The organism is Thalassotalea atypica, assembly GCF_030295975.1.
GTDB lineage: Bacteria > Pseudomonadota > Gammaproteobacteria > Enterobacterales > Alteromonadaceae > Thalassotalea_F > Thalassotalea_F atypica.
Window position 1 is genome coordinate 4,272,752 of sequence record NZ_AP027364.1, and the last position, 19,942, is coordinate 4,292,693.

At 41.4% G+C, this 19,942-nt stretch carries 19 protein-coding genes; 7 read left to right on the forward strand and 12 right to left on the reverse strand.

Annotated features, from left to right (window positions below; genetic code table 11):
- Positions 1-9: 9 nt before the first annotated feature.
- The 3 genes from QUE03_RS19135 to QUE03_RS19145 all read right to left on the reverse strand — a co-directional run bounded on the left by QUE03_RS19135 (position 10) and on the right by QUE03_RS19145 (position 2,000).
- Positions 10-1,224, reverse strand: a complete 1,215-nt coding sequence (locus QUE03_RS19135) for a hypothetical protein (RefSeq protein WP_286263645.1) — start codon at positions 1,222-1,224, stop codon at positions 10-12.
- A 66-nt stretch (positions 1,225-1,290) separates the two neighbouring features.
- Positions 1,291-1,563, reverse strand: a complete 273-nt coding sequence (locus tag QUE03_RS19140) for a DUF2249 domain-containing protein (protein WP_286263647.1) — start codon at positions 1,561-1,563, stop codon at positions 1,291-1,293.
- Positions 1,563-2,000, reverse strand: coding sequence for a hemerythrin domain-containing protein (locus tag QUE03_RS19145; RefSeq protein ID WP_286263649.1), 438 nt, complete (start codon positions 1,998-2,000; stop codon positions 1,563-1,565). The genes QUE03_RS19140 and QUE03_RS19145 overlap by 1 nt, the downstream gene beginning before the upstream one ends.
- A gap of 344 nt (positions 2,001-2,344) precedes the next feature.
- On the opposite strand from QUE03_RS19145, the gene QUE03_RS19150 reads away from it, so the two are divergent.
- From QUE03_RS19150 to QUE03_RS19160, 3 genes are read left to right on the forward strand one after another with little or no spacing between them, the layout of a single operon-like run.
- A complete protein-coding gene (locus tag QUE03_RS19150) occupies positions 2,345-2,530 on the forward strand; it encodes a hypothetical protein (RefSeq protein WP_286263651.1) in 186 nt (61 codons plus the stop codon).
- A 56-nt stretch (positions 2,531-2,586) separates the two neighbouring features.
- Complete coding sequence (locus QUE03_RS19155; protein WP_286263653.1) at positions 2,587-3,771, forward strand: phosphoenolpyruvate carboxykinase (ATP); 1,185 nt, start codon at positions 2,587-2,589, stop codon at positions 3,769-3,771.
- The gene (locus QUE03_RS19160) at positions 3,771-4,958 is read left to right on the forward strand and encodes a nucleotidyltransferase family protein (RefSeq protein ID WP_286263655.1); all 1,188 of its coding nucleotides are present in this window, start codon (positions 3,771-3,773) and stop codon (positions 4,956-4,958) included. Before QUE03_RS19155 ends, QUE03_RS19160 begins: the two co-directional genes overlap by 1 nt.
- Positions 4,959-4,993: 35 nt before the next feature.
- Here the strand turns inward: QUE03_RS19160 and QUE03_RS19165 are convergent, their stop codons facing one another.
- The 5 genes from QUE03_RS19165 to QUE03_RS19185 are packed head-to-tail and all read right to left on the reverse strand — an operon-like array spanning position 4,994 to position 9,235.
- Positions 4,994-6,139: an acyl-CoA dehydrogenase family protein gene (locus QUE03_RS19165; protein ID WP_286263658.1), complete on the reverse strand. Its 1,146-nt coding sequence runs from the start codon at positions 6,137-6,139 to the stop codon at positions 4,994-4,996.
- Positions 6,140-6,196: 57 nt separating this feature from the next.
- Positions 6,197-6,601, reverse strand: coding sequence for a MaoC family dehydratase (locus QUE03_RS19170; protein WP_286263660.1), 405 nt, complete (start codon positions 6,599-6,601; stop codon positions 6,197-6,199).
- Between the two features lie 14 nt (positions 6,602-6,615).
- The gene (locus QUE03_RS19175; protein ID WP_286263662.1) at positions 6,616-7,059 is read right to left on the reverse strand and encodes a MaoC family dehydratase N-terminal domain-containing protein; all 444 of its coding nucleotides are present in this window, start codon (positions 7,057-7,059) and stop codon (positions 6,616-6,618) included.
- A 52-nt stretch (positions 7,060-7,111) separates the two neighbouring features.
- Entirely contained in the window at positions 7,112-8,290 is a 1,179-nt protein-coding gene (locus QUE03_RS19180; RefSeq protein WP_286263665.1) for a lipid-transfer protein, read from the reverse strand.
- 24 nt (positions 8,291-8,314) lie between these two features.
- Entirely contained in the window at positions 8,315-9,235 is a 921-nt protein-coding gene (locus QUE03_RS19185) for an SDR family oxidoreductase (protein ID WP_286263667.1), read from the reverse strand.
- 291 nt (positions 9,236-9,526) lie between these two features.
- Between QUE03_RS19185 and QUE03_RS19190 the strand changes: the two genes are divergently transcribed.
- The 4 genes from QUE03_RS19190 (at position 9,527) to QUE03_RS19205 (ending at position 14,320) form a co-directional block, all read left to right on the forward strand.
- Positions 9,527-10,555 carry an AraC family transcriptional regulator gene (locus tag QUE03_RS19190; RefSeq protein WP_286263669.1) on the forward strand — a complete coding sequence of 343 codons (1,029 nt, stop codon included), beginning with the start codon at positions 9,527-9,529 and terminating at the stop codon, positions 10,553-10,555.
- A 10-nt stretch (positions 10,556-10,565) separates the two neighbouring features.
- A complete protein-coding gene (locus tag QUE03_RS19195) occupies positions 10,566-10,973 on the forward strand; it encodes a hypothetical protein (protein ID WP_286263671.1) in 408 nt (135 codons plus the stop codon).
- A 240-nt stretch (positions 10,974-11,213) separates the two neighbouring features.
- Positions 11,214-13,676 (forward strand): TonB-dependent receptor, encoded by a 2,463-nt coding sequence (locus QUE03_RS19200; protein WP_286263674.1) that lies wholly within the window; start codon positions 11,214-11,216, stop codon positions 13,674-13,676.
- 170 nt (positions 13,677-13,846) lie between these two features.
- The gene (locus tag QUE03_RS19205; RefSeq protein ID WP_286263676.1) at positions 13,847-14,320 is read left to right on the forward strand and encodes a CreA family protein; all 474 of its coding nucleotides are present in this window, start codon (positions 13,847-13,849) and stop codon (positions 14,318-14,320) included.
- Between the two features lie 89 nt (positions 14,321-14,409).
- Here the strand turns inward: QUE03_RS19205 and QUE03_RS19210 are convergent, their stop codons facing one another.
- The 4 genes from QUE03_RS19210 to QUE03_RS19225 all read right to left on the reverse strand — a co-directional run bounded on the left by QUE03_RS19210 (position 14,410) and on the right by QUE03_RS19225 (position 19,796).
- The gene (locus QUE03_RS19210) at positions 14,410-15,783 is read right to left on the reverse strand and encodes an aldehyde dehydrogenase (RefSeq protein ID WP_286263678.1); all 1,374 of its coding nucleotides are present in this window, start codon (positions 15,781-15,783) and stop codon (positions 14,410-14,412) included.
- Between the two features lie 25 nt (positions 15,784-15,808).
- A complete protein-coding gene (locus tag QUE03_RS19215) occupies positions 15,809-16,297 on the reverse strand; it encodes a MaoC/PaaZ C-terminal domain-containing protein (RefSeq protein ID WP_286263680.1) in 489 nt (162 codons plus the stop codon).
- 74 nt (positions 16,298-16,371) lie between these two features.
- On the reverse strand, positions 16,372-17,937 hold the full coding sequence (locus QUE03_RS19220; protein WP_286263682.1) for an acyl-CoA synthetase: 1,566 nt from the start codon (positions 17,935-17,937) through the stop codon (positions 16,372-16,374).
- Positions 17,938-18,185: 248 nt separating this feature from the next.
- Positions 18,186-19,796, reverse strand: coding sequence for a GMC family oxidoreductase (locus QUE03_RS19225; RefSeq protein WP_286263685.1), 1,611 nt, complete (start codon positions 19,794-19,796; stop codon positions 18,186-18,188).
- Positions 19,797-19,942: the final 146 nt, after the last annotated feature.

Below are 19,942 nucleotides of genomic sequence, written 5' to 3' on the forward strand. Positions count from 1 at the left end.
TCACAGCATTTACGTACGAGCGATCGCTTGATGAATTTGCCGATATTTTTTGCTGGCGAGCACAATGTGGACTAATAGATACGTCCAACCTGACGCCATCAGTGCTCCCGCCAATTGACTGAACTGAACTAGCCAAAAACCAAGCACCATGAAAATCACTGTTACCACATGTAGTTTAAACAAACGTGTCCCAAAAGCTCGTGGGATCAAGCTGTAATGATCAGGCATTAACCCCATACCCATTGGATGATTCATGGCATGTTGTTGAAGATGCAAGGTGATCAAAAATGGAATGATTTTCAGTAACAACCCCTGGATGACGCTAAGTACAAAACCAAACCCGAAGACAACCCCTATCAACATTGGCCATATCATCACTAGGGTGTTGGGTATCCACGGTAACATCAGCACCAACAAACACCCCAAAATCAAACTGCCTAATGCAAACTGCCAAAAATATATCGTGTTATCGGGCAGTTTTCTTTTGCGCTGGCGCAATTGCTTTAAGGCAACAAGAGCATAGCCAATCACAATGCAATTTAATATCGCCAAAAGCGGACGAGTTATCGCCATTTCATTAACACTAAATAATAATGCGAACAGTTGTAAAGTCACCAGCCATGGAATAAGCCGTGAGGGTTTTGAGAATTCCGGTGTGACGTGAAACATAGGGATAACTTGAAAACTCACCGTCATTACAAGCAGTAAAATCCAGCCATAGAAACCGAAGGCAGCATGTAGATTAGTCCATGCTTTGCTTAACGAAGCAAATGCCCAACTGAAGTTAGCCAACATGACCAAGCCCAAAATAATTGTGATCACTAGGCATATAACAGCAAGCATCATTGGCCTCTTGGTCTGCACGCCACCCGCGTTAAACACCAGTGTTTTAAGCAGAATGAAAATAAACAAACATAAGCTTGCGCCAAGCAAGTTAAGTGCTATTAGTGGACTCATCATGCCATTAAAACTACCTAGTAGCGCACAAATCCCAGCAACAAACAGGCTTTGGAAAATGACCAATCCACGACATCCAAGTGCAATTGGGGCACCACAAAGTACCGGCAGTAGTTGAAACAACGAACCAAACATCACCATCGCCATCACACCTAGCGCTAATGAATGGGTAATTGACAGTGTTGCTGGTGACCAACGAGATAACCATATTTGTGGCGCATTGATTGCGATATACAAACCAGAGAACACCGCAAATAGAGCCGCCATGATATAGAACCTAAATGGCACATCTATACGTGGGATTTGGCTAAAATTCAGTCCAACTAAGTTCATCTAGAGAGATTGATGCTCGGCTAAAAAGTGACTTTTAGCTTGTGTGTCTAATGACGGCCAAATAAAAATAAAGTGTTGTTCTTCACCATTCGATTCATGATGAAAATCATAATTTTGCTGTTCGAGTATTGCAAACAATGGCTTGGGTTTCTTGCGGTGAAATACTGATAAATAGTATCCCTTGGGCAACAGAGACAACATGCGAATTATCCTTTGCATCGGCTCTGGTGCTGGCAGCAGGCTGACATCAAGGTTGACCGCAAAATTTTTCATTATTTACCCTGTGCATTCATCTTTATTAAGACATCTTCGCTGTCATCAATGCGCATATCGCACATAGGGTACAACATTTGTTCTTCTTTCATATTATGTTGCTGGATCAATAACATTAGGCTTTCTACCAGCCCCATGGCGCGCTCTTGGTCTTCTACTTCAATGGCTTGGTTCATTTGGCCAACATAGGCACGCATTTGTTCATGCTCGCTACGCATTACCATTGTTGGGCCTTGTGTAATCCCCGTAGCTTGTTCAAAAGCAGGAAATAATACTTCTTCTTCCATGGCCAAATGTTGAAAAAGCTCATCGACGAATGCCTGCCATTTTGTCGAATATCGCGGCCAATCTTTAGCAGCAAGAGGTGCCTCCGCATCAGCTAAGATCTCATCACATTCACGGTGATGTTTGGTCATTTGTTGTTGAATACTTGGCATGGAAACCCTCAATTATTTCAGTTTAGCTTTCGTTTAAAAAGCAAACGAATCTCATTATTAAGCTTGAATTATAGATGAGTTTACGCAGCTACTTTTTGATGAAGATTAAAAAACCATCATGTTGCATTTTTCCATCGGAGAAGAAAATAAACCTGGTAGACCAGTTTAGCTTATTTGTTAACCTTAGCACGCTGGCTAAAGGACCATTTTATATATTGATTAACTTTTTGTACGTCACTTTCGTTTCATGAAAAAAACATGTTAACATCAAGTAATAGGTAAGAAATGTCATGCAGTGCATTATATTGCTGTCAGTAATCAAGCCCACTAAGAGGTAAAGTGATATGTCAAAACCCGATACTAATAAAAACCTAGAACAGCTTAGTGCTGATCAAACACGCAGAAGCTTTATCGCTAAATTTGGCAAACTTGCAGCTGTCACCCCTGTTGCAGTGAGCGCCTTAATGAGCCCAGCAACATCTGCTGCTCCTAGGTCTTGTCGTGGTAACGGCACTAAAAAGTGTACCTAGGCAAAAAAAGCTATTAAAGTACTTTTTTCTTCTATTCATTATGCTGTAAGTCAACGATGATAGAAAAAGTCCCTTTACGTTCTAATTATCTCTCTCTATATGTTGAAGGTAGTGAAGGGCTTGTTTTCAATCATATTCAACAATGCCTATATCAAATTCCTGCGGTTTCAATTGCCCTGTTATTAGCGCTCGAACAAGGTAGTAGCCGCGAAGATATTGTTCACGAATTATCTCAATCTACGGATGTCCCTAAAACAAACCTTGTTCAATACGTCGATCAACTTGAAGTACTCTTGTCACAGCAATCGACAAAGCGGCGCTATATCGATGGTAGATATCCTGAATTAAGCAAAGATAGACTAAGTAAAACTTACCATTTGACGTCTAATCATAACACTTACCTTATTGCCAATACGTTTTTTGCAATTGAGGCCAAATCACCTCGTTTAATGGCCGAAATTACTGAACTTCTTATGCCATGTGAAGTCGCGTCCGAAAATGTGGATGTATGCATTACGATAGAGCAAACAGACTCAAACTTTACAATAGTTGCTAATGGAATAGATGGACAATACCTTCTCAGTTATAAACAAGTCATGCCAGAGCTTATTGATTGCCTTCAGATTTTAGCTTTTCAGCATTCGAATTATCAGTACTGTTTTCACGGTGCTGCCATACACACAAATAAAGGATGCCTGTTACTACCCGGTACATCTGGGGCTGGTAAATCGACATTAACCGCTGCATTAACGTATGAAAACAACGCGTTGTTTTCCGATGAAATGATAGTTTTTGATGAAAAGTTCAACCTGACCGTTTTGAATTTACCTATCGCTGTAAAACAGGGAAGTTGGCAAACACTGAGCTCATCTTATCCAGAGCTTGAAATGGCCACGCAATGGCAACGCGTAGACGGGCGATATTTAAAATACGTTTGGCCGAATAAATTTGCACCTCAAAATAATGGACCTAAAGCCAATCCACTTTTTTTGCTTGTCAATCCACAGTGGCAAGACAACAATCTTGGCCATCAGGATGAAGCACAGCGAACAGAGAACGTTAACCCTCTTACCGTCATACAAACTTTAACGGTATTAACTCAAAGCGGCTATCAATTAGGTTTTGAGTTAAATGAAGAAAAGCTGGAAATGTTAATTCAGTTTTTGACGTCAGTGAAGCGTTTTCACTTACGTTATCACACCAGTGCCGAAGCAATGTCAAAATTGGATGTACTGTGGTGATGGATACTGCGACGGTCACCTCATCGATAAATGCGCAAACTTTTCTAGATTTGGGTGCATGGTTGTCACCTTATAAAGAAATATCATCGGCACAAGAAGCTCGTCTCTTAGACGAGGCATACTATTTAGATCTTATAGCGCTGGCTAATCAATACTGGCTGATAGGACCGCTGGCTCATCAACTACAACAACACCAAATTTGGCCGACATTACCAGAACAACTCTCTAGTTATCTGCAAACTCTTGAACAAATTTATTTACAACGCTCTTTAGATATTCAGCAAGAAGTGATTCACGTAGCAACACTATTAACCAAAGCAAATGTAGATCTTGTGTTAATGAAAGGCAGTGCTTGTTTATTTAATGGCAGCTATCAGCCCATCAGTACCCGCTTCATGAGTGATATTGATGTACTCGTACCGAAGCTAGCGATAGATAGAGCGCAAGGAGTACTTAACCAAGCAGGGTTTGAACATAATTTTGGCACGTTTGATTTACACAGACAGGATCATCACCATGCACCTGCACTGATTCGAGAGAATGGTATCTGCTATGTAGAGTTGCATCGTAGTGCACTGAAAAAAGCCGCTACCACAATATTGTCAACATCAGCGATTTGGAACAAAGCCCAACTACTCGTATTAACCCAAGGGCTGACGGTGAAACAATTACACCCAACCCACCAAATAATCCACTCTATTGTGCACAGTGAAATATCTGATCGAGGTTTTGCTGAAAAACATATTGAGATACGACAATTGTTGAACCTTGTTATGATCGCAAAACACTTCAACGAACAAATATGTTGGCTGGAAATAGAAAAACATTTTGAACAAAAAAACCAAGTAACAGTGCTCCACGCAACCCTTTATAACGCCTATCGTTTATTTAATTTTAGTACCCCGATCACCATAACAAACAACAATCTTGAATTGAATTTCAACGCCTGTCTCGACAGGTTTATTAAGCATCAAGGTAATGATTCAAGATTGGATCTAAGCAAACATATTTTTCTGGGTTATCAGGCAGACACAATAATCTCGCTATATGGCAGCAAAGGTTTATTTCCTGTGTTAACCGGACGAATTAAGCACGCCATTCGCCATTTTAAGTTAACAATAATCGTTTTACTGAAATACCTAGGTTATAAACAGCAAAACCCGCGCACTAAAAAGCCCTCAAGTTGAGGGCTTTGTACTGTTTAAATTAATAAACTTGATGTTTAATCGCTAAAAATATCGCGCGATATGATCAACTTCATGATTTCAGACGTACCCGCAAAGATACGAGTAATACGAGCATCTGCATAGACTTGAGAAATAGGGTATTCATCCATATACCCAGCACCACCGTGTAATTGCACACCTTCATCAGCAACATCGCAAAGCAATTCGCTGGTCAATAATTTAGCCGATGAAGCAGCCACACTGTCATGATCACCGCGGTTTATATTGGCAACTAAGGTATCGGTAAAAGCCATCGCCATGTCCATACGGGCACGTAATTCCGCCATCTTGAACTGAGTGTTTTGCATTGCAGCCAACGGCTTACCAAACACTTTTCGATCAAGCACAAATTCTTTGGTTAATTCAAACGCGTATTCAGCCGTGCCCACGTTCCAGATCGCACAAATTAGGCGTTCTTCCGCTAAACCTGACATTAAGTATTTAAAGCCTTGGCCTTCAGCCCCAATCAAGTTTTCTTTCGGCACTTTAACGTTATCAAAAAATAACTCGGCCGTATCTTGCGACTTCATGCCCATTTTTTTCAAATGCGCGCCACGTTTAAACCCTTCAAAGTTCGATTCAACGGCAAATAAGCTGATCGCATGAGGAATATTTGGGTTAGTACGCGCTGCAACAACAAACACGTCACCGCAAATTCCGTTTGAAATATAGGTTTTAGCACCATTAAGTAGGTAGTGATCACCTTGGTCCACAGCAGTTGCGCGCATTCCTGCTAAGTCACTACCGGCGTCAGGTTCGGTCATTGCCACACCCAAAATGTATTCACCAGTAATTGCTTTGGGAATATATTTTTGCTTGAGTTCTTCACTCGCGTACTTTAAAAAATATGGCGCAATAATAGTACTGTGCAGTTGTGGCATAAAACCCGTTTCGCCAGATACACCGATTTCTTCTGAGATAATTTGCTGAAAGCGAAAGTCGTCAATGCCTAAACCACCAAGAGACTCTGGTGCTTGTGGGATCAAGAACCCCATTTCACCGGCTTTTAAATATACTTCACGCGGAACAATACCCGCTTCTCGCCACTCTGCTCTATGAGGAGCAACTTCTTGCTCTAGAAAGGCACGAAATGACTCTCTAAACATATTATGATCTTCATCAAAACAATAACGTTTCATCATAATTTCCTAATCTTAGTTTTATAAGAATGGCTCGAGGTTAATCGGGCCACTTATCAATTAGCCAATAGCAACGACTGCTTCACCGACTAAGGTTAACGTGCCATCAGCTTTTGCTGCTTGAATAGCTACGCGAGCACATAGCTCACCTTCATTATCAAATAATTCAGTCACTTCGCCTGAACAGGTGATCACGTCTTGTAATTGCGTAATAGCAGAAAATTTATTACTGAATGAGCGAAGTTGTGATTGTGGCTGCCAGTTTGTCAACAAACGACCTAAATAGGCCATTGACAACATACCGTGTGCAAACACGTCAGGCATGCCCGCTTTTTTAGCAAAATCACTGTCAATGTGGATTGGGTTATGATCGCCCGAGGCACCCGCATATAAAGCTAGCGTGAAACGTGAAATAGGGGGAAGCTCGAGTGCTGGTAACTGTGTACCTTTACTTATATCAGTCATGAGAATGCTCCTAATTATGCGTTGCGGTAAACAAGGGTTTGTTCAGCAGTGGCAACTATGTTTCCGTGCTGATTGGTGTAGCTAGTTTCAAGCACTACGAACTCCAGCGCACCACCTTTCTTGTCAAAAATATCTTTCAGTGAAGAGCTTACCGAGATGGTATCGCCCGCATAAATTTGACCTTTGTAGTTAAATGATTGAGAGCCGTGCAAAACTTTCGCAATATCTAGCTTTAGTAAACCGATAACCGGTAAGAATTCTGGGCCTTCCATGTCTAAAGAGAACGGGAAAGTTGGTAATGCTGGAATGCCTTCATAACCTGCGTCTCTTGCTGCCGCTTCATCCGTATAAATAGGATTTGTTTCACCTATTGATTGGGCGAAAAATTTTAAACGACCTTTTTCAACATCGACATCAAACGGCATAAATTTATGGCCGACTTTAGATTTATCTAACATGATTATTCCTTAGCAGAGCGCAGCAACCGCCACGCTCAAATCAAACAATTACTTATGAGATTTTCTTGTACATGGTCACAACAACTGCGCCACCAAGTCCTACGTTGTGTTGCAGTGCGATATTTGCATTGGGTACTTGACGATCACCAGCAGTACCACGAAGGTGCCACACGAGCTCAGTACATTGGGCTAAACCTGTTGCACCGATTGGATGACCTTTTGACATCAATCCTCCTGATGGATTAACAACATATTTGCCGCCAAACGTGTTGTTGCCGTCATTAATAAATTTTTCAGCGCCACCTTCTTCACAAAGGCCCAAGCCTTCATAAGTCAATACTTCGTTTGGTGTAAAACAGTCATGAAGTTCAACAAGATCAACATCATCTGCGCCAATACCAGCTTGTTCATACACTTGGCGAGCCGCGGCTGCCGTCATTTCAGTACCAACAAGTTTCATTGGATCTGTCCACGTGTCTTGAAAATCTGTCGCCATCGCTTGTGCAACAATTTCAACATTAGCTGTAATACCATGTTTTTTAGCGAAAGCTTCTGAACAAACCACTACCGCAGCAGCGCCACACGTAGGAGGACAAGCCATAAAGCGTGTCAAATATGGAGGGAAAATTGTTGGCGCTTCCATCACCTCTTTCACAGTCAACGGCTTAGAAAACAATGAGTATGGATTCAAGATTGCATGGCTTCTTGATTTTTCAGAGACTTTTGCAAAAATATCTGGATTTGCGCCGTACTTGTCAATATATGCCGTACCTGCTTGACCAAACATGCGCAATGCAAGCGGGCCCGCTGGTGCGTCTGACACTTTGTCTAAGGCATCTAGCATATTGGAAAAAGGTGACTCGCGGTCATCCCAGTGTGAACCTAGAGCACCTGGCTGCATTTCTTCAAAACCAAACGCCAAGGCGCATTCAACAGCACCCGACTCAACCGCTTGTCGAGCAAGGAATAAAGCCGTAGATCCAGAAGAGCAGTTGTTATTGACATTAATGACAGGGATACCTGTCATGCCAACGTCATAAAGTGCATGCTGACCACAAGTGCTGTCACCATAAATATAACTCGCATATGCTTGTTGAATGTACTTGTACTCAACACCCGAATCTTCAAGTGCTTCTTTAATAGCGGCACTTGCCATTACTCGGTAAGGTTGCTGCTGGCCTGGCTTACAAAACTTTGTCATACCGACGCCGGCGACTCTTGCATTAATCATTTTTATTTCCCCACTTAATATTACTTATTTCTTCGCATTAAGTAGGTCAATGCCTACCATTTTGCTTACGGCGTTGAATGTGCTGATAATGTTTTCTGCCGGTTTAGCATCAGTGAAATCACAAATTTTGTCCCACTTCTCGGCAACATCTTCAGCAGTAATAGGTTTATCAATACCAAAAGCATAACCTTCAGTACGTTCAATACGTACTTTAGCAAACCAGCTGGCACCTACTTCAAATACACTGCCAGACTCTTTGTTGTCTTCACTACATAGTTTAACGACCAGTGGAACAACGTATTCTGGCGAGGTTGCTTTTAGCACGTCTTCTGGCCAAATTGTTTCAGTTAAACGTGAACCCGCGATTGGCGCAATCACGTTTACTTGAATATTTTTGCGAGCCCCTTCAAGTGCTAATGTTTTCCCTAAACCCAGAAGGCCTGATTTAGCTGTGCTGTAGTTAGCTTGACCGAAGTTACCGTAGATACCTGCAGCAGAAGTAGTGAAAATAACACGACCGTAGCCTTGTTCAACCATAAATGGCCATGCGGCTTTAGTCACCGAGTATGCACCATCAACATGTACTTTTTGGATGAGTTCCCAATCTTGATCGGACATTTTGGCGAAACTTGAGTCACGTAAAATACCAGCGTTGTTAATAACAACATCGACGCGACCGTAGGCATCTACAGCTGTCTTAACAATGCGCGCACCAAACTCAACAGAATCATAATTTGCCACGGCTTCACCGCCTGCGGTTGTAATCTCTTCAACGACTAGGTCGGCCGCTGAACTACTCGCGCCTTCGCCATGGCCTGAACCACCTAAGTCATTGACAACAACTTTAGCACCGCGTTTAGCAAACTCGATGGCGTATGCCTTACCTAAACCGCCGCCAGCACCTGTAACGATAACGACTTTATTTTTGTAGCTAATTTCGCTCATCAACTTTTCCTCTATTGAATTATTTAGGTAATCAAATGACTACCGATAAGTTATTTTTAGATACGGTTAGTGTTGACGATATCGAAAGCAAACCCAATGACCGAAAAGCACGAAAAAACAGGTCTTAGAGTTCTTTTTTGTTAATCATTTTTTTAAAAGCAGTAATTAACAAAGAATACAGAAATAGCATCAAGCCCTTTTATATCAGTTGTTAACTGGAGTTTGCTTTGATAGAGTGATTTATCATTAAGGTACTATATTGTTAACATTGTTTTTAGGTAAATTGCGGTTATGAATGAGAACACAGTTTCCATCCAATATGTTAGAGCGATTGTAGGTGGGTTAAAACGTCATGGAAAAAAAACCGACGAGATGTTAAGTCAATTTGGTCTATCCAGTGAATTTATCGCGAACAATAAGAGCCGCGTCCCCTTTGATCTTATAGTTGCCTTGGTCCGTCGTTCATGGCGAGTTTTAGGTGATGAAAATATGGGGGTCAGTAAAAATAAGGTACCCAATGGGGGGTTTTTTTATGCTGGTCAACTTGCGATAGGGGTAAGCAGTTTAGGAAAAAGCCTTTCTTTGCTCGTTGGCTATTACAACTATCTTGATCCTGGTTACTCTTTTGCTTTGGTCCGAAACAAGAATGAAATCAGCATAGAATTGAAACTGGATGATCCAACATTGGATGAATATCACTTACTGGCAGATTTTATTCTGGGTGGTCTTTATCGATTTTGCTGTTGGTTAATCGGCAAACAGATCATCCTAAAACAAGCAACCTTTGATTATGCGCCCCCAGCACATCAAGCTGACTACTCCATAATCTTTAATTGTCCAAAAAGATTTAACTCTAAGAAGCTATCAGTCACCTTTAGTGCAGATTACCTTGAGTTACCTATTGTCAAAAATAGAACCGATTTTGATAGTTATGTTGCGGTCACGCCGATGAGCATATTAGTCAACCCAGTTGACGATGATAGTTACACTACCAAAGTTAAACGACTGATCGAGCAAGAAAGTTGGTCAAATTTACCCACTTTTGAGCAAATCGCTGCCCAAATGCATATGGTGCCAAAAACGTTAAGACAGCGTTTGAAAAAAGAAGGCATCAACTATCAAAAGCTCAAAGACGTAATGCGCCGAGATCTGGCCATATACTACTTATATCACGGTAACTACAGCATTACTGATGTTGCAGAAAAAATTGGCTTCACTGAAACCGCAGCGTTTATTCGCGCCTTTAAAAGTTGGACTAACATGACTCCAGGGCTTTATCGAAAAACATTTATCGAAGACAACCAAGAACAAGAATCATAGAGGAATAAAAATGATATTTACCAAACACCTAAAGAGCTTTTTATGTCTTACTGGTGCAGGCACCGCTGCGGCATTCATTTATGCTATTGCGCCAGCTTGGGCACTGACTAACTTAAATGGCGTGACGTTAGATGGCAGCCATCAATTACTGATCCAGCATTGGGGCGCAATCGTTGGCCTAGTGGGCGTAATGATGATTGTGGCAGCCTATAAACCACAGTGGCGCGAAAGCACGTTACTGCTTTGTACTGCTGAGAAAGCTTACCTTGTATTCTTGTTTTTGTTTCATCAAAGTAACCCACTAGTTGGCGAATTTGGACTGTTCGCTTTGGCAGACTCACTCATGATCGTTTTTGTACTGGGCTATTGGCTAGAGCAGCACCGTAAAATAAACACAGTGCAAGTTTCATCGACATAATCATGCGTCCTCAACTGGGCGAAACTCAATCAAATTGATGAAGAGGTCAAGTGATATTCCTCTCATTCAACCATTTGTTCATTAAAAGGTACTTTTTCGTTATTGAACTCAAATTGCTGATAACCGACTCTAAAAAAGCTTTACGGAAAGCACATAAATACCGCAGTACACAAGCGATCAAAAACAAATAAAAGCAAAAATCGTCGCTGTGGTTTATTTTATTTAAGAGGGGAATTATAAATGTACAACCAGCCAATCGCTCGCAAGCGCTGTCAACTAAGTTTAGCCATTACAACCGCACTATACTGTGCATCACCGTTTCAAATGGCGGTAGCCAATGACGCTCCGGGAGCAGAACAAGACTATGAAGTTATCTTAGTTAAAGGGGGAAAGCGCCCTAAAACTCTACAAGAAGTTGCAGCTTCTGTCGCCGTTATCGGCGGTGAAGAAATGAAACAGATGAAGATCGAAGATTTAGAAGATCTATCAACTAACCTACCTAACGTTAAGATTTCAGCTAATGCCATTCAAGATACTATTTCAATTCGAGGTATCAACTCAGATTTACAAGCCGGTGGGGAACAATCAGTTGGTATCTTTGTCGATGGTATTTTTCATGGTCGCGGTGTTCAATCTCGCTTTTCATTTTTAGACGTTGATACAGTTGAAGTATTGCGTGGCCCTCAGGGTGCCTTGTTCGGGAAGAATACAATCGCAGGTGTTATTGCCATTAATCCTGCACAGCCACGTGAAGATTTGGAAGCCAAAATCACTTTGGGTTATGAATCAGAATCGGAGCAAATAGAAACGTCCGGCTTTGTTACCGGAGCATTAAACGACAGTGGCTCGGTAAAAGGTCGTTTAGCATTTAAACATTACAATACCGACAAAGCTTATATTGAAAATGTAAACCAAGAAGGTGACGAAGATCCTAATAAAAATACCGCTTTTAGGGGAATTTTAGATTGGGAGGTTAACGAACAATTAACACTCAATATTAGAGCAGAAGACGGCAACCAAGAAGTAAATCACATTTATTGGGAGATGACTAAATTAGCCGTTAATGATCCTTCATTAGCGCCTATATTAGGTGCTTATCAAGCATTTGGCGCAGAAGACAACATTGATCATAAAGGTTCAGCTTCTCAGCAAAATTATCCTGGTTTAGGGTTAAATGGCAAAGATACACCATATTTTATGGACACCAATTTTTCAGAATATGCCTTTAAAGCGAATTATGCGCTTGATGCTGGTAACGTTACCTTGATTGCCGCTCAATCTGATTACGATTATGTCCGCTCTGTTGATGCAGATTATGGTCCTTTACCTATTCTGCAATTTACTGATTATGAAGATTATGAGCAAACGTCAGTAGAATTGCGTTTTGTATCAAAAGACAGTGACTCGTTTGAATACCTTGTTGGTGCTTACTATCAAGATTCCGACTTAGACGTTGTTGGTGTGTTAGATACAGCGACCAGCCCGACGAGTATTGCTGGTGGTTTATTTAACCAAACCATGCCGTTATTTGAACAAATGCTTAGTTTACCTACCGGTGCGCTAGCGAATGTTTACCCTCAAGAAACCATTACCACACGTTTACATGGTTTAACGCAAAACACTGAAACATATGCTATTTTCGGTCAAGTAGGTATTGGTTTAAGCGATAACTTAAAACTTGAACTTTCTGGCCGTTATTCTGACGAAGAAAAAACAGCAAGCCAAGAAGTCGAAATTTATGGTGGTAGCGGTTATGGAGCCACTTCAGGTAATGCATTATTAAACCCAATTGAACACGCGTTTTGGCAAGTCGCTTTATTTGAAGCAACAAGCCATGTAAATGATTTATCTCGTAGTGAATCTAATTTCAGCCCAGCAGCCAACTTAGCTTGGTCAGTAGATGATGATACCAACTTATATGCAGCATATAGCAAAGGTTTTAAAGCCGGTGGTTTTAATGCTTTAGCCATGTCAGCAGACCCAGCAGAAGCAGAATATGACGAAGAAGAAGCTGATTCATTTGAAATTGGTGGTAAATTCACTTTGCTTGATGGCAATGCAAAATTAAATGTTGCTGTCTTTAGCACTGACTTCAAAAACCTACAAACTACCGTATTTACAGGCGGTACGACTTTTGTGGTAAGAAATGCTGCTGAAGCAACGACTCAGGGTCTAGAAGTAGACCTTACTTGGACATTGTCTGACGAATGGACCTTGTATTCAACGCTTGGTTATATTGATTTTGAGTTCGACTCATACGTTAATGCGGGTTGTACTGCCAATCAAATGTTTGCCAACGGTTTAAATGGCGCACAATGTGCGGCTGCCGGCGTCAATGACTTAAGTGGTAAAACCAACCAAGACGTACCTGAATATACTACGTCACTAGGTCTTGAATATGGCACCATGTTTGGCGAATATGAATTCATCAGTCGCTTAAACGTTAACTATATTGATGACTACTATGCAGCACCAGATCTTGATGAAGAATCAAAAATTGACGGCTACACCTTAGTCGACTTGTCAGTGAAGTTGATTTCGCCAGATGGCGATTGGGATGTTGCATTTGTTGGTCGTAACTTAACTGATGAAGAGTTTTATTTATACTCAAATGATACACCTCTTTTAGGTGGCTCTCATCAAGCAGGAACACAAGCACCAACCACTTATACGGTTCAGTTTAGCTACCATTTCCAAGACTAAACAACGAGCTTAAAATAAGTAAGCACACTCGTGTGATAAACCTAAGCCGGCATTGATTGCCGGCTTTTGATTTGCTGCTATTTTCACAGAGTACTGTCACACTGCCCCTAACTATCATTACCAATCTCATGTGATAAACTCTTTTTCACATAAAACAATGGTACTTAAAAATGAAAAAAATCCTCATATGCTTATGCATGTTAATGACAGTTTCAAGCTGCTCAGACAATGAAGTAGGTGATATATCGTTAGGCGTTTTCACCTCAAAAGACATTAAAATAACATCATTAAAAGACGATAAAATCGCGGGTGTCACTTGTCATATCGCGTCAATTGAAGCCAACTTGAGCCTTTCTGATCCAAGTGACAGCTCTATTTCCTGTCGACAAACCGGTGAAATTACCCCTGAAATGATCGCTACTATTGATAAAAGTAAATCTGGTGAAATCGTCTTTAAACAATCCAAAAGTATCTTCTTTAAAACCATGAAGGTCAGAAGAATTTATGATGCTGAAAACCAAACTTTGCTCTACTTGTCTTACACCACAAAAGAAACCGAAGGCAGCTTCAAGCACAGCTTATCAACCGTACCACTGTGGGGCACTAGGGCGTTTTCGACGCCTACAGTAGCAATAAACAACTAGCCAACGACTCAACATTCACCATTAAAAAAGCCACATTAAATGTGGCTTTTTTCATCATTATAGGGCTGTAAATTTACTGGCAGAAAGGGTTATTTAATTAATTTTTTCAACCACTTTACTTTCCCCGTGTACGGCGCATACCTAAGTGGTATATCAAGCCAAGTGGCACTCTTAACAACACCTTTAGCATGGCTGAACAGCTCGAATGAATGCTGACCATGATATGCACCCATTCCACTTTCACCAAAACCGCCAAACGCCATATGACTATTGGCAACATGCATCAATGTACTATTAACGTTAACTCCGCCACAGCGCACTTTACGGACAAGTTCTTGCTCAAACGCTTTATCTTTAGTGAAAATATACATGGCTAACGGATGCTCTGGCAGCTTTGCGATTTGCTGGCGGACATCATCAATATCAGTAAAGGTCATCACCGGCAGTACCGGACCAAAAATCTCTTCTTGCATAATATCGTCGTCAAAAGTGACATCTTTAACTACTGTAGGTGCGATAAATTTTTGCGAAGCATCGATTTGACCACCGACAACCACTCTGTCTTGTGGAATAAGAGCGCTGACCCGATTAAAGTGTCGGTCGTTAATTATTCGGCCAAAGTCTTTGCTCTGAATCGGATTTTCACTGTAAAACTCCGTCACAACCGCCTTTATTTTCGCTAAGAACTGCTCTTTGATGTCTTGATGAACATAGACATGATCAGGTGCAATACATGTTTGACCGGCATTTAGGAATCGACCTGAAACAATACGTTTAACCGCTTGCTCTAAATTGCAGTCTCTATTGACGATCGTCGGCGATTTACCCCCTAATTCGAGCGTTACAGGCGTTAAATGTTTCGCTGCAGCCGCCATGACAATACGACCAACGTTTGGGCTGCCAGTAAAGAATATGTGATCAAATTTTTGCTCGAGCAAAACGTTGGTGACTTCGGTACTGCCCTGTAAACTGCAAATGTATTGTGCATCAAAGGCGTCATTTAACATTTTGTCCAGCAATGAAGACGTCGCAGGGGTCACCGAAGAGGCTTTAATGATCGCGGTATTACCGGCGGCAATCGCTCCCACTAGCGGCTGAATAGTCAAAGCCGCGGGGTAATTATAAGGCACCATAATTAACACTTGGCCGACTGGGCAATACTCAATACGACTTTTGCCGGGCTGCGCTAAAACGTCCGTTTTGATTTTTTTAGGCTTCATCCACTTTTTCAAGTTTTTGATGGCGCCATTGACCTCATGAAAACACATCGCCAATTCAAAGTAAGCTTCAAATTCTGGACGCCCTAGATCTTTATTTAGCGCTTCAACAAGTGACGGTGTGTATTTAAGCATGGCATCTTTTAATTGATAGAGTTGCGCTAACCTAAAATCATAGGGATAGGTCGCATCGGTATTAAAATACGCTTTTTGTTGCAGTACTAATTTATCTATTTCTTGGCTCATAACGGTAATACTTCTTGAGGATGAGTTAACAGCTTGTCGCGTTAATTTTAGTAGGGATACGCGCGATAACAATTTCACCTATCGCATTTAGAACAACTTTATTTTCTTGGTTTTTAACAAAAAAGTTTATTTTCACATAGCCTCGATCAGGCTGTGACGCTTCCGTCGTTTCAAGCACTACCAATTCCACACTTAAGGTATCATTGGGGTATACAGGACGAACAAAGCGACAATTAGCGATCTGTTTACCAGCAAAAACATGCCAAGTTGAATAAACATGTTTAACCGTTAATCGCTGTTTTATTGCCAGCGTATGAATGCCACTGGCGATCAATGAGCCAAGTGGGCTCTCGTTTGCTTTTACCGGATCAACATGAAAATCAAACGGGTCATACTGGCTTGCAAACTCGATGATTTCTTTTTCAGTTACTAAATAGTCACCGTAGCTAAAGCTCGTACCTTCATTGATGTCTTCCCAATATTGTTTACTCACCACATTAGAACTGATTGTCATAATTCACCTGTTCCTGATAGCGGTTTTTATTAAACAATCGTTGCCAAAGGAGCAAAATTAACAAGGTAGTCATCTTAATTAATCTTGCGATCAGCATTTTCCCAATAGGGTTCACGCAAGGCATTTTTTTGGATTTTATTCGCGCCGGTCATCGGAAATGGCTGTTCTCTAAACTCAATAGAACGAGGTAACTTATAGCCCGCGATATGTTCTCGGCAAAACTCAATCACTTTGCTATCGTCGCAACTTTGCCCCTCTTTAAGCCGAATAATAGCGTGTACTGATTCACCCCATTCAGCACTCGGAATTCCAACTACAGCAACTTCCTGAACAGCAGGGTGCAAAGATACTGCACTTTCCACTTCTGCAGAGAATATATTTTCACCACCAGATATGATCATGTCTTTTACGCGATCAACCAAGAATATGAAGCCATCTTCGTCGATATAGCCAGCATCACCTGTATATAGCCAACCATCTTTTATCGCTGATGCTGTTTGCTCAGGATTATTCCAATACCCCATCATGACATTTGGACCTTTCGCACAAATCTCGCCGATTTCATTGGCAGCAAGCGTTTTGCCGTTTGCATCTTTAATTGCAACCGTGACGGTAAAATTAGCTCGGCCGGCTGATCTAATTTTCCCCGCGTTTTCTCCTTCAAGCACATGATGTTTTGGACTTAAAATAGAACACACAGGCGACAATTCTGTTTGTCCATAGGCTTGCATAAATTCTACGTTTGGCATTTTCTCCATTGCTTCTAACAAAGTCCCTTCCGGCATGGGCGATGCGCCGTAGATAATTTGCTTTAATGAGCTAAGTTTCGACGTATCAAACGCTGGGTCAGTCATTAACATCGAGATCATAGTGGGAACCAGCAAGGTATCAGTTACCTTGTCTTTCTCAATGGTCTCAATTACTTTTTTCACATCGAATGCAGGGACGATATCAAGCGTAACGCTTCCGATGACACTGCTCCAACATAAAGCTCCAGCAGCACCATGAAACATAGGAGCAGCAACCAAGACATTGGGTGACTGACGAGAGTAAATGCCAAAGTCCGCCATCACACCCATCGCACTTGACCAAACATTATTACCCGATAGCATCACGCCTTTTGGAAAACCTGTCGTGCCACCGGTATAGAAAATACCAATCATTTCATCATCACTACGCAAATAAGGTTCAATGGCATGGTATTCATTCACTAGCGCTTCATAGCTCAGCATCCCTTCTGGTGTTTGTTGCTCCCCCATATAAATACTGTACGAAATTTTATTTGAGAGAGCTGTTAATTCAACGCCCATTTCAAGAAAGGTGTCGTCGACAAACAAGGCTACCGCGCCAGAATCTTCCAATGCATATTGATTTTCTTTGATTGACCAACGAACATTCAGGGGCACCATGACCGCGCCTGCCCATACGACGGCGTAGTAATACTCTAAGTAGCGATCAGAATTTAACGCCAATATAGCTACCCGATCTCCAGGATTAATGCCTTTTTGTTGTAAGGCGTTTGCTAATCGAGCAATGCGCTCAGCCACGTCTGACCAAGTTCTTCTTCGGTCACCAAAAATTGTCGCTGTTCTCTTACCATTTACTTGTGCGTTTCGTTCTATTGCTTGTGTAAATATCATTTTTTAAGTCACTTATATAGTTATTGCTAGACTTGTCTTAGCTTGTGCTGTGTCTTGTTCTAAAGCATGGTTTTACAATGAACAATCTCTCTTGTTAAAAGAGTCTATGGAGTTCACTTGGTTTATCAATAACCAAATAGAACCCAATAATTGGCTAAAATTTCCCTTTGTCGAGCACACATGGATTTCATTTGATATGTGAAGAAAATTCTTTCAGCAATCATAAACACTTAGGCCGCTCTGCTAGTTTAAACATTGGCACAATCGGCTTTGATCATATCTGCCGCTTTTTCTGCGATCATTATCGTGGCCGCGTTGGTGTTACCACTGATTAACGTAGGCATGATCGACGCATCAACCACTCGTACATTATTCAAACCATGTACTTTCAGCCTGTCATCTACAACAGCCATATCGTCATTGCCCATTTTGCACGTACCAACAGGGTGATAAGCATGCGCTACTTCTTGTTTTAAATAGGCTTCAATTTCTTGATCAGTTTCTAAACGCTTTTTAGGATGCAAACTTTCTAATCTTTGATCGTTCATGTAATCATGCTCAGCGATTTCTCTGGTCTTTTTATAGGCTTCCCGTAAATCCCTTAAATCGTCCGGATGTTCCAATAAATTTAGTTTTATTTTTGGGGGTGACATTGGATTGCTGTCTTTAAGCTTCACTTCACCACGACTCTTAGGGCGCGATAGATTGCAAACGACGCTAAAGCCCCAATGGGTCATGATTTTGTAGTCTCTTGCGTGATCTCGATAGGCCATTGGCACGGTGTGCAACTGAAAGTTAGGTCTATCAAATGCTGGGTCTGATTTTAAAAATGCGCCTGCGGCCGTTGGTGGATTTGCCAGCCAACCCGATTTTTTAAAGATATAGCTTAAAATTGAGCCTGTTGTTTTGATTGTGCCTAATAGGTTTAAGGCAAGGCCCGATCGCTTCTTGCTTTTGTAGACCAATATCACATCAGGGTGTTCTTGCAGATTTTGTCCAACACCAGGTAACTCGTGAACAAGTTTTATTTTATGAGCCTTCAATTCTTTAGCTGGACCTACACCAGAAAGTATTAATAACTGAGGAGAATTGAACGAGCCACCGCACACTAGAACTTCTTGTTGGCATGGTACTGTCACTGTTTTTCCGTTTTTGATGTATTCAACGGCTACCGCGGTTTTACCCTCAAAAACAATTCTTTGAACTTGAGCTTCAGTAATTACAGTTAAATTGTCTCGCTGCATCGCAGGCATGATGTAAGATGCTCGCACGCCAGCACGTTTACCATTTTTAGTAGTGAATTGATAAAAGCCAACTCCTTCTTGGCTTTCACCATTAAAGTCTTTGCAAAAGCGATATTCAAGGTCTAACGCACTGCGTATAAAACTATGGTAAATACCGAATTCAGGGTCACAATTTGAGACGCTCAATGGTCCTTCATTACCATGGTAAGTACTCGCACCACGTTCATTATTTTCAGCTTTTTTGAAATAGGGCAGCACATCGTGGTAACCCCAATCTTTATTGCCAAGGGAAGACCAATGGTCAAAGTCAGATTGATCGCCACGAATATAGACCATACCATTAATGCTGCTTGAACCACCCAGTGCTTTGCCACGCGGCTGATAGTGAGAGCGGTTATTTGTCGACGCTTCAGGCTCGGTGTTGAAGCGCCAATTAAACGGATTAAAGCTAAAATCTTGTATTGCGCCAGCAAAGGCACCTGGTGTAGAAATGACGCTGCTGTTCCCTGATGGACCTGCTTCAAGTAAACATACTTTAACGTTTGGCTGTTCAGATAACCTATTGGCTAACACGCCGCCGGCAGAGCCCGCGCCTATGATGATATAGTCGTACATCTTCTTCCCTCATATTTGAGAACTGATTGTTTTTTACAATCTTTTTATATTTATTTATCAATGATGTGGAGCATCTTGTTCACTGTTTATTGGTTAATAACCATGCAGTGATTTTTTTTGATACTAGCCAAGAATAGGTTTAGCAA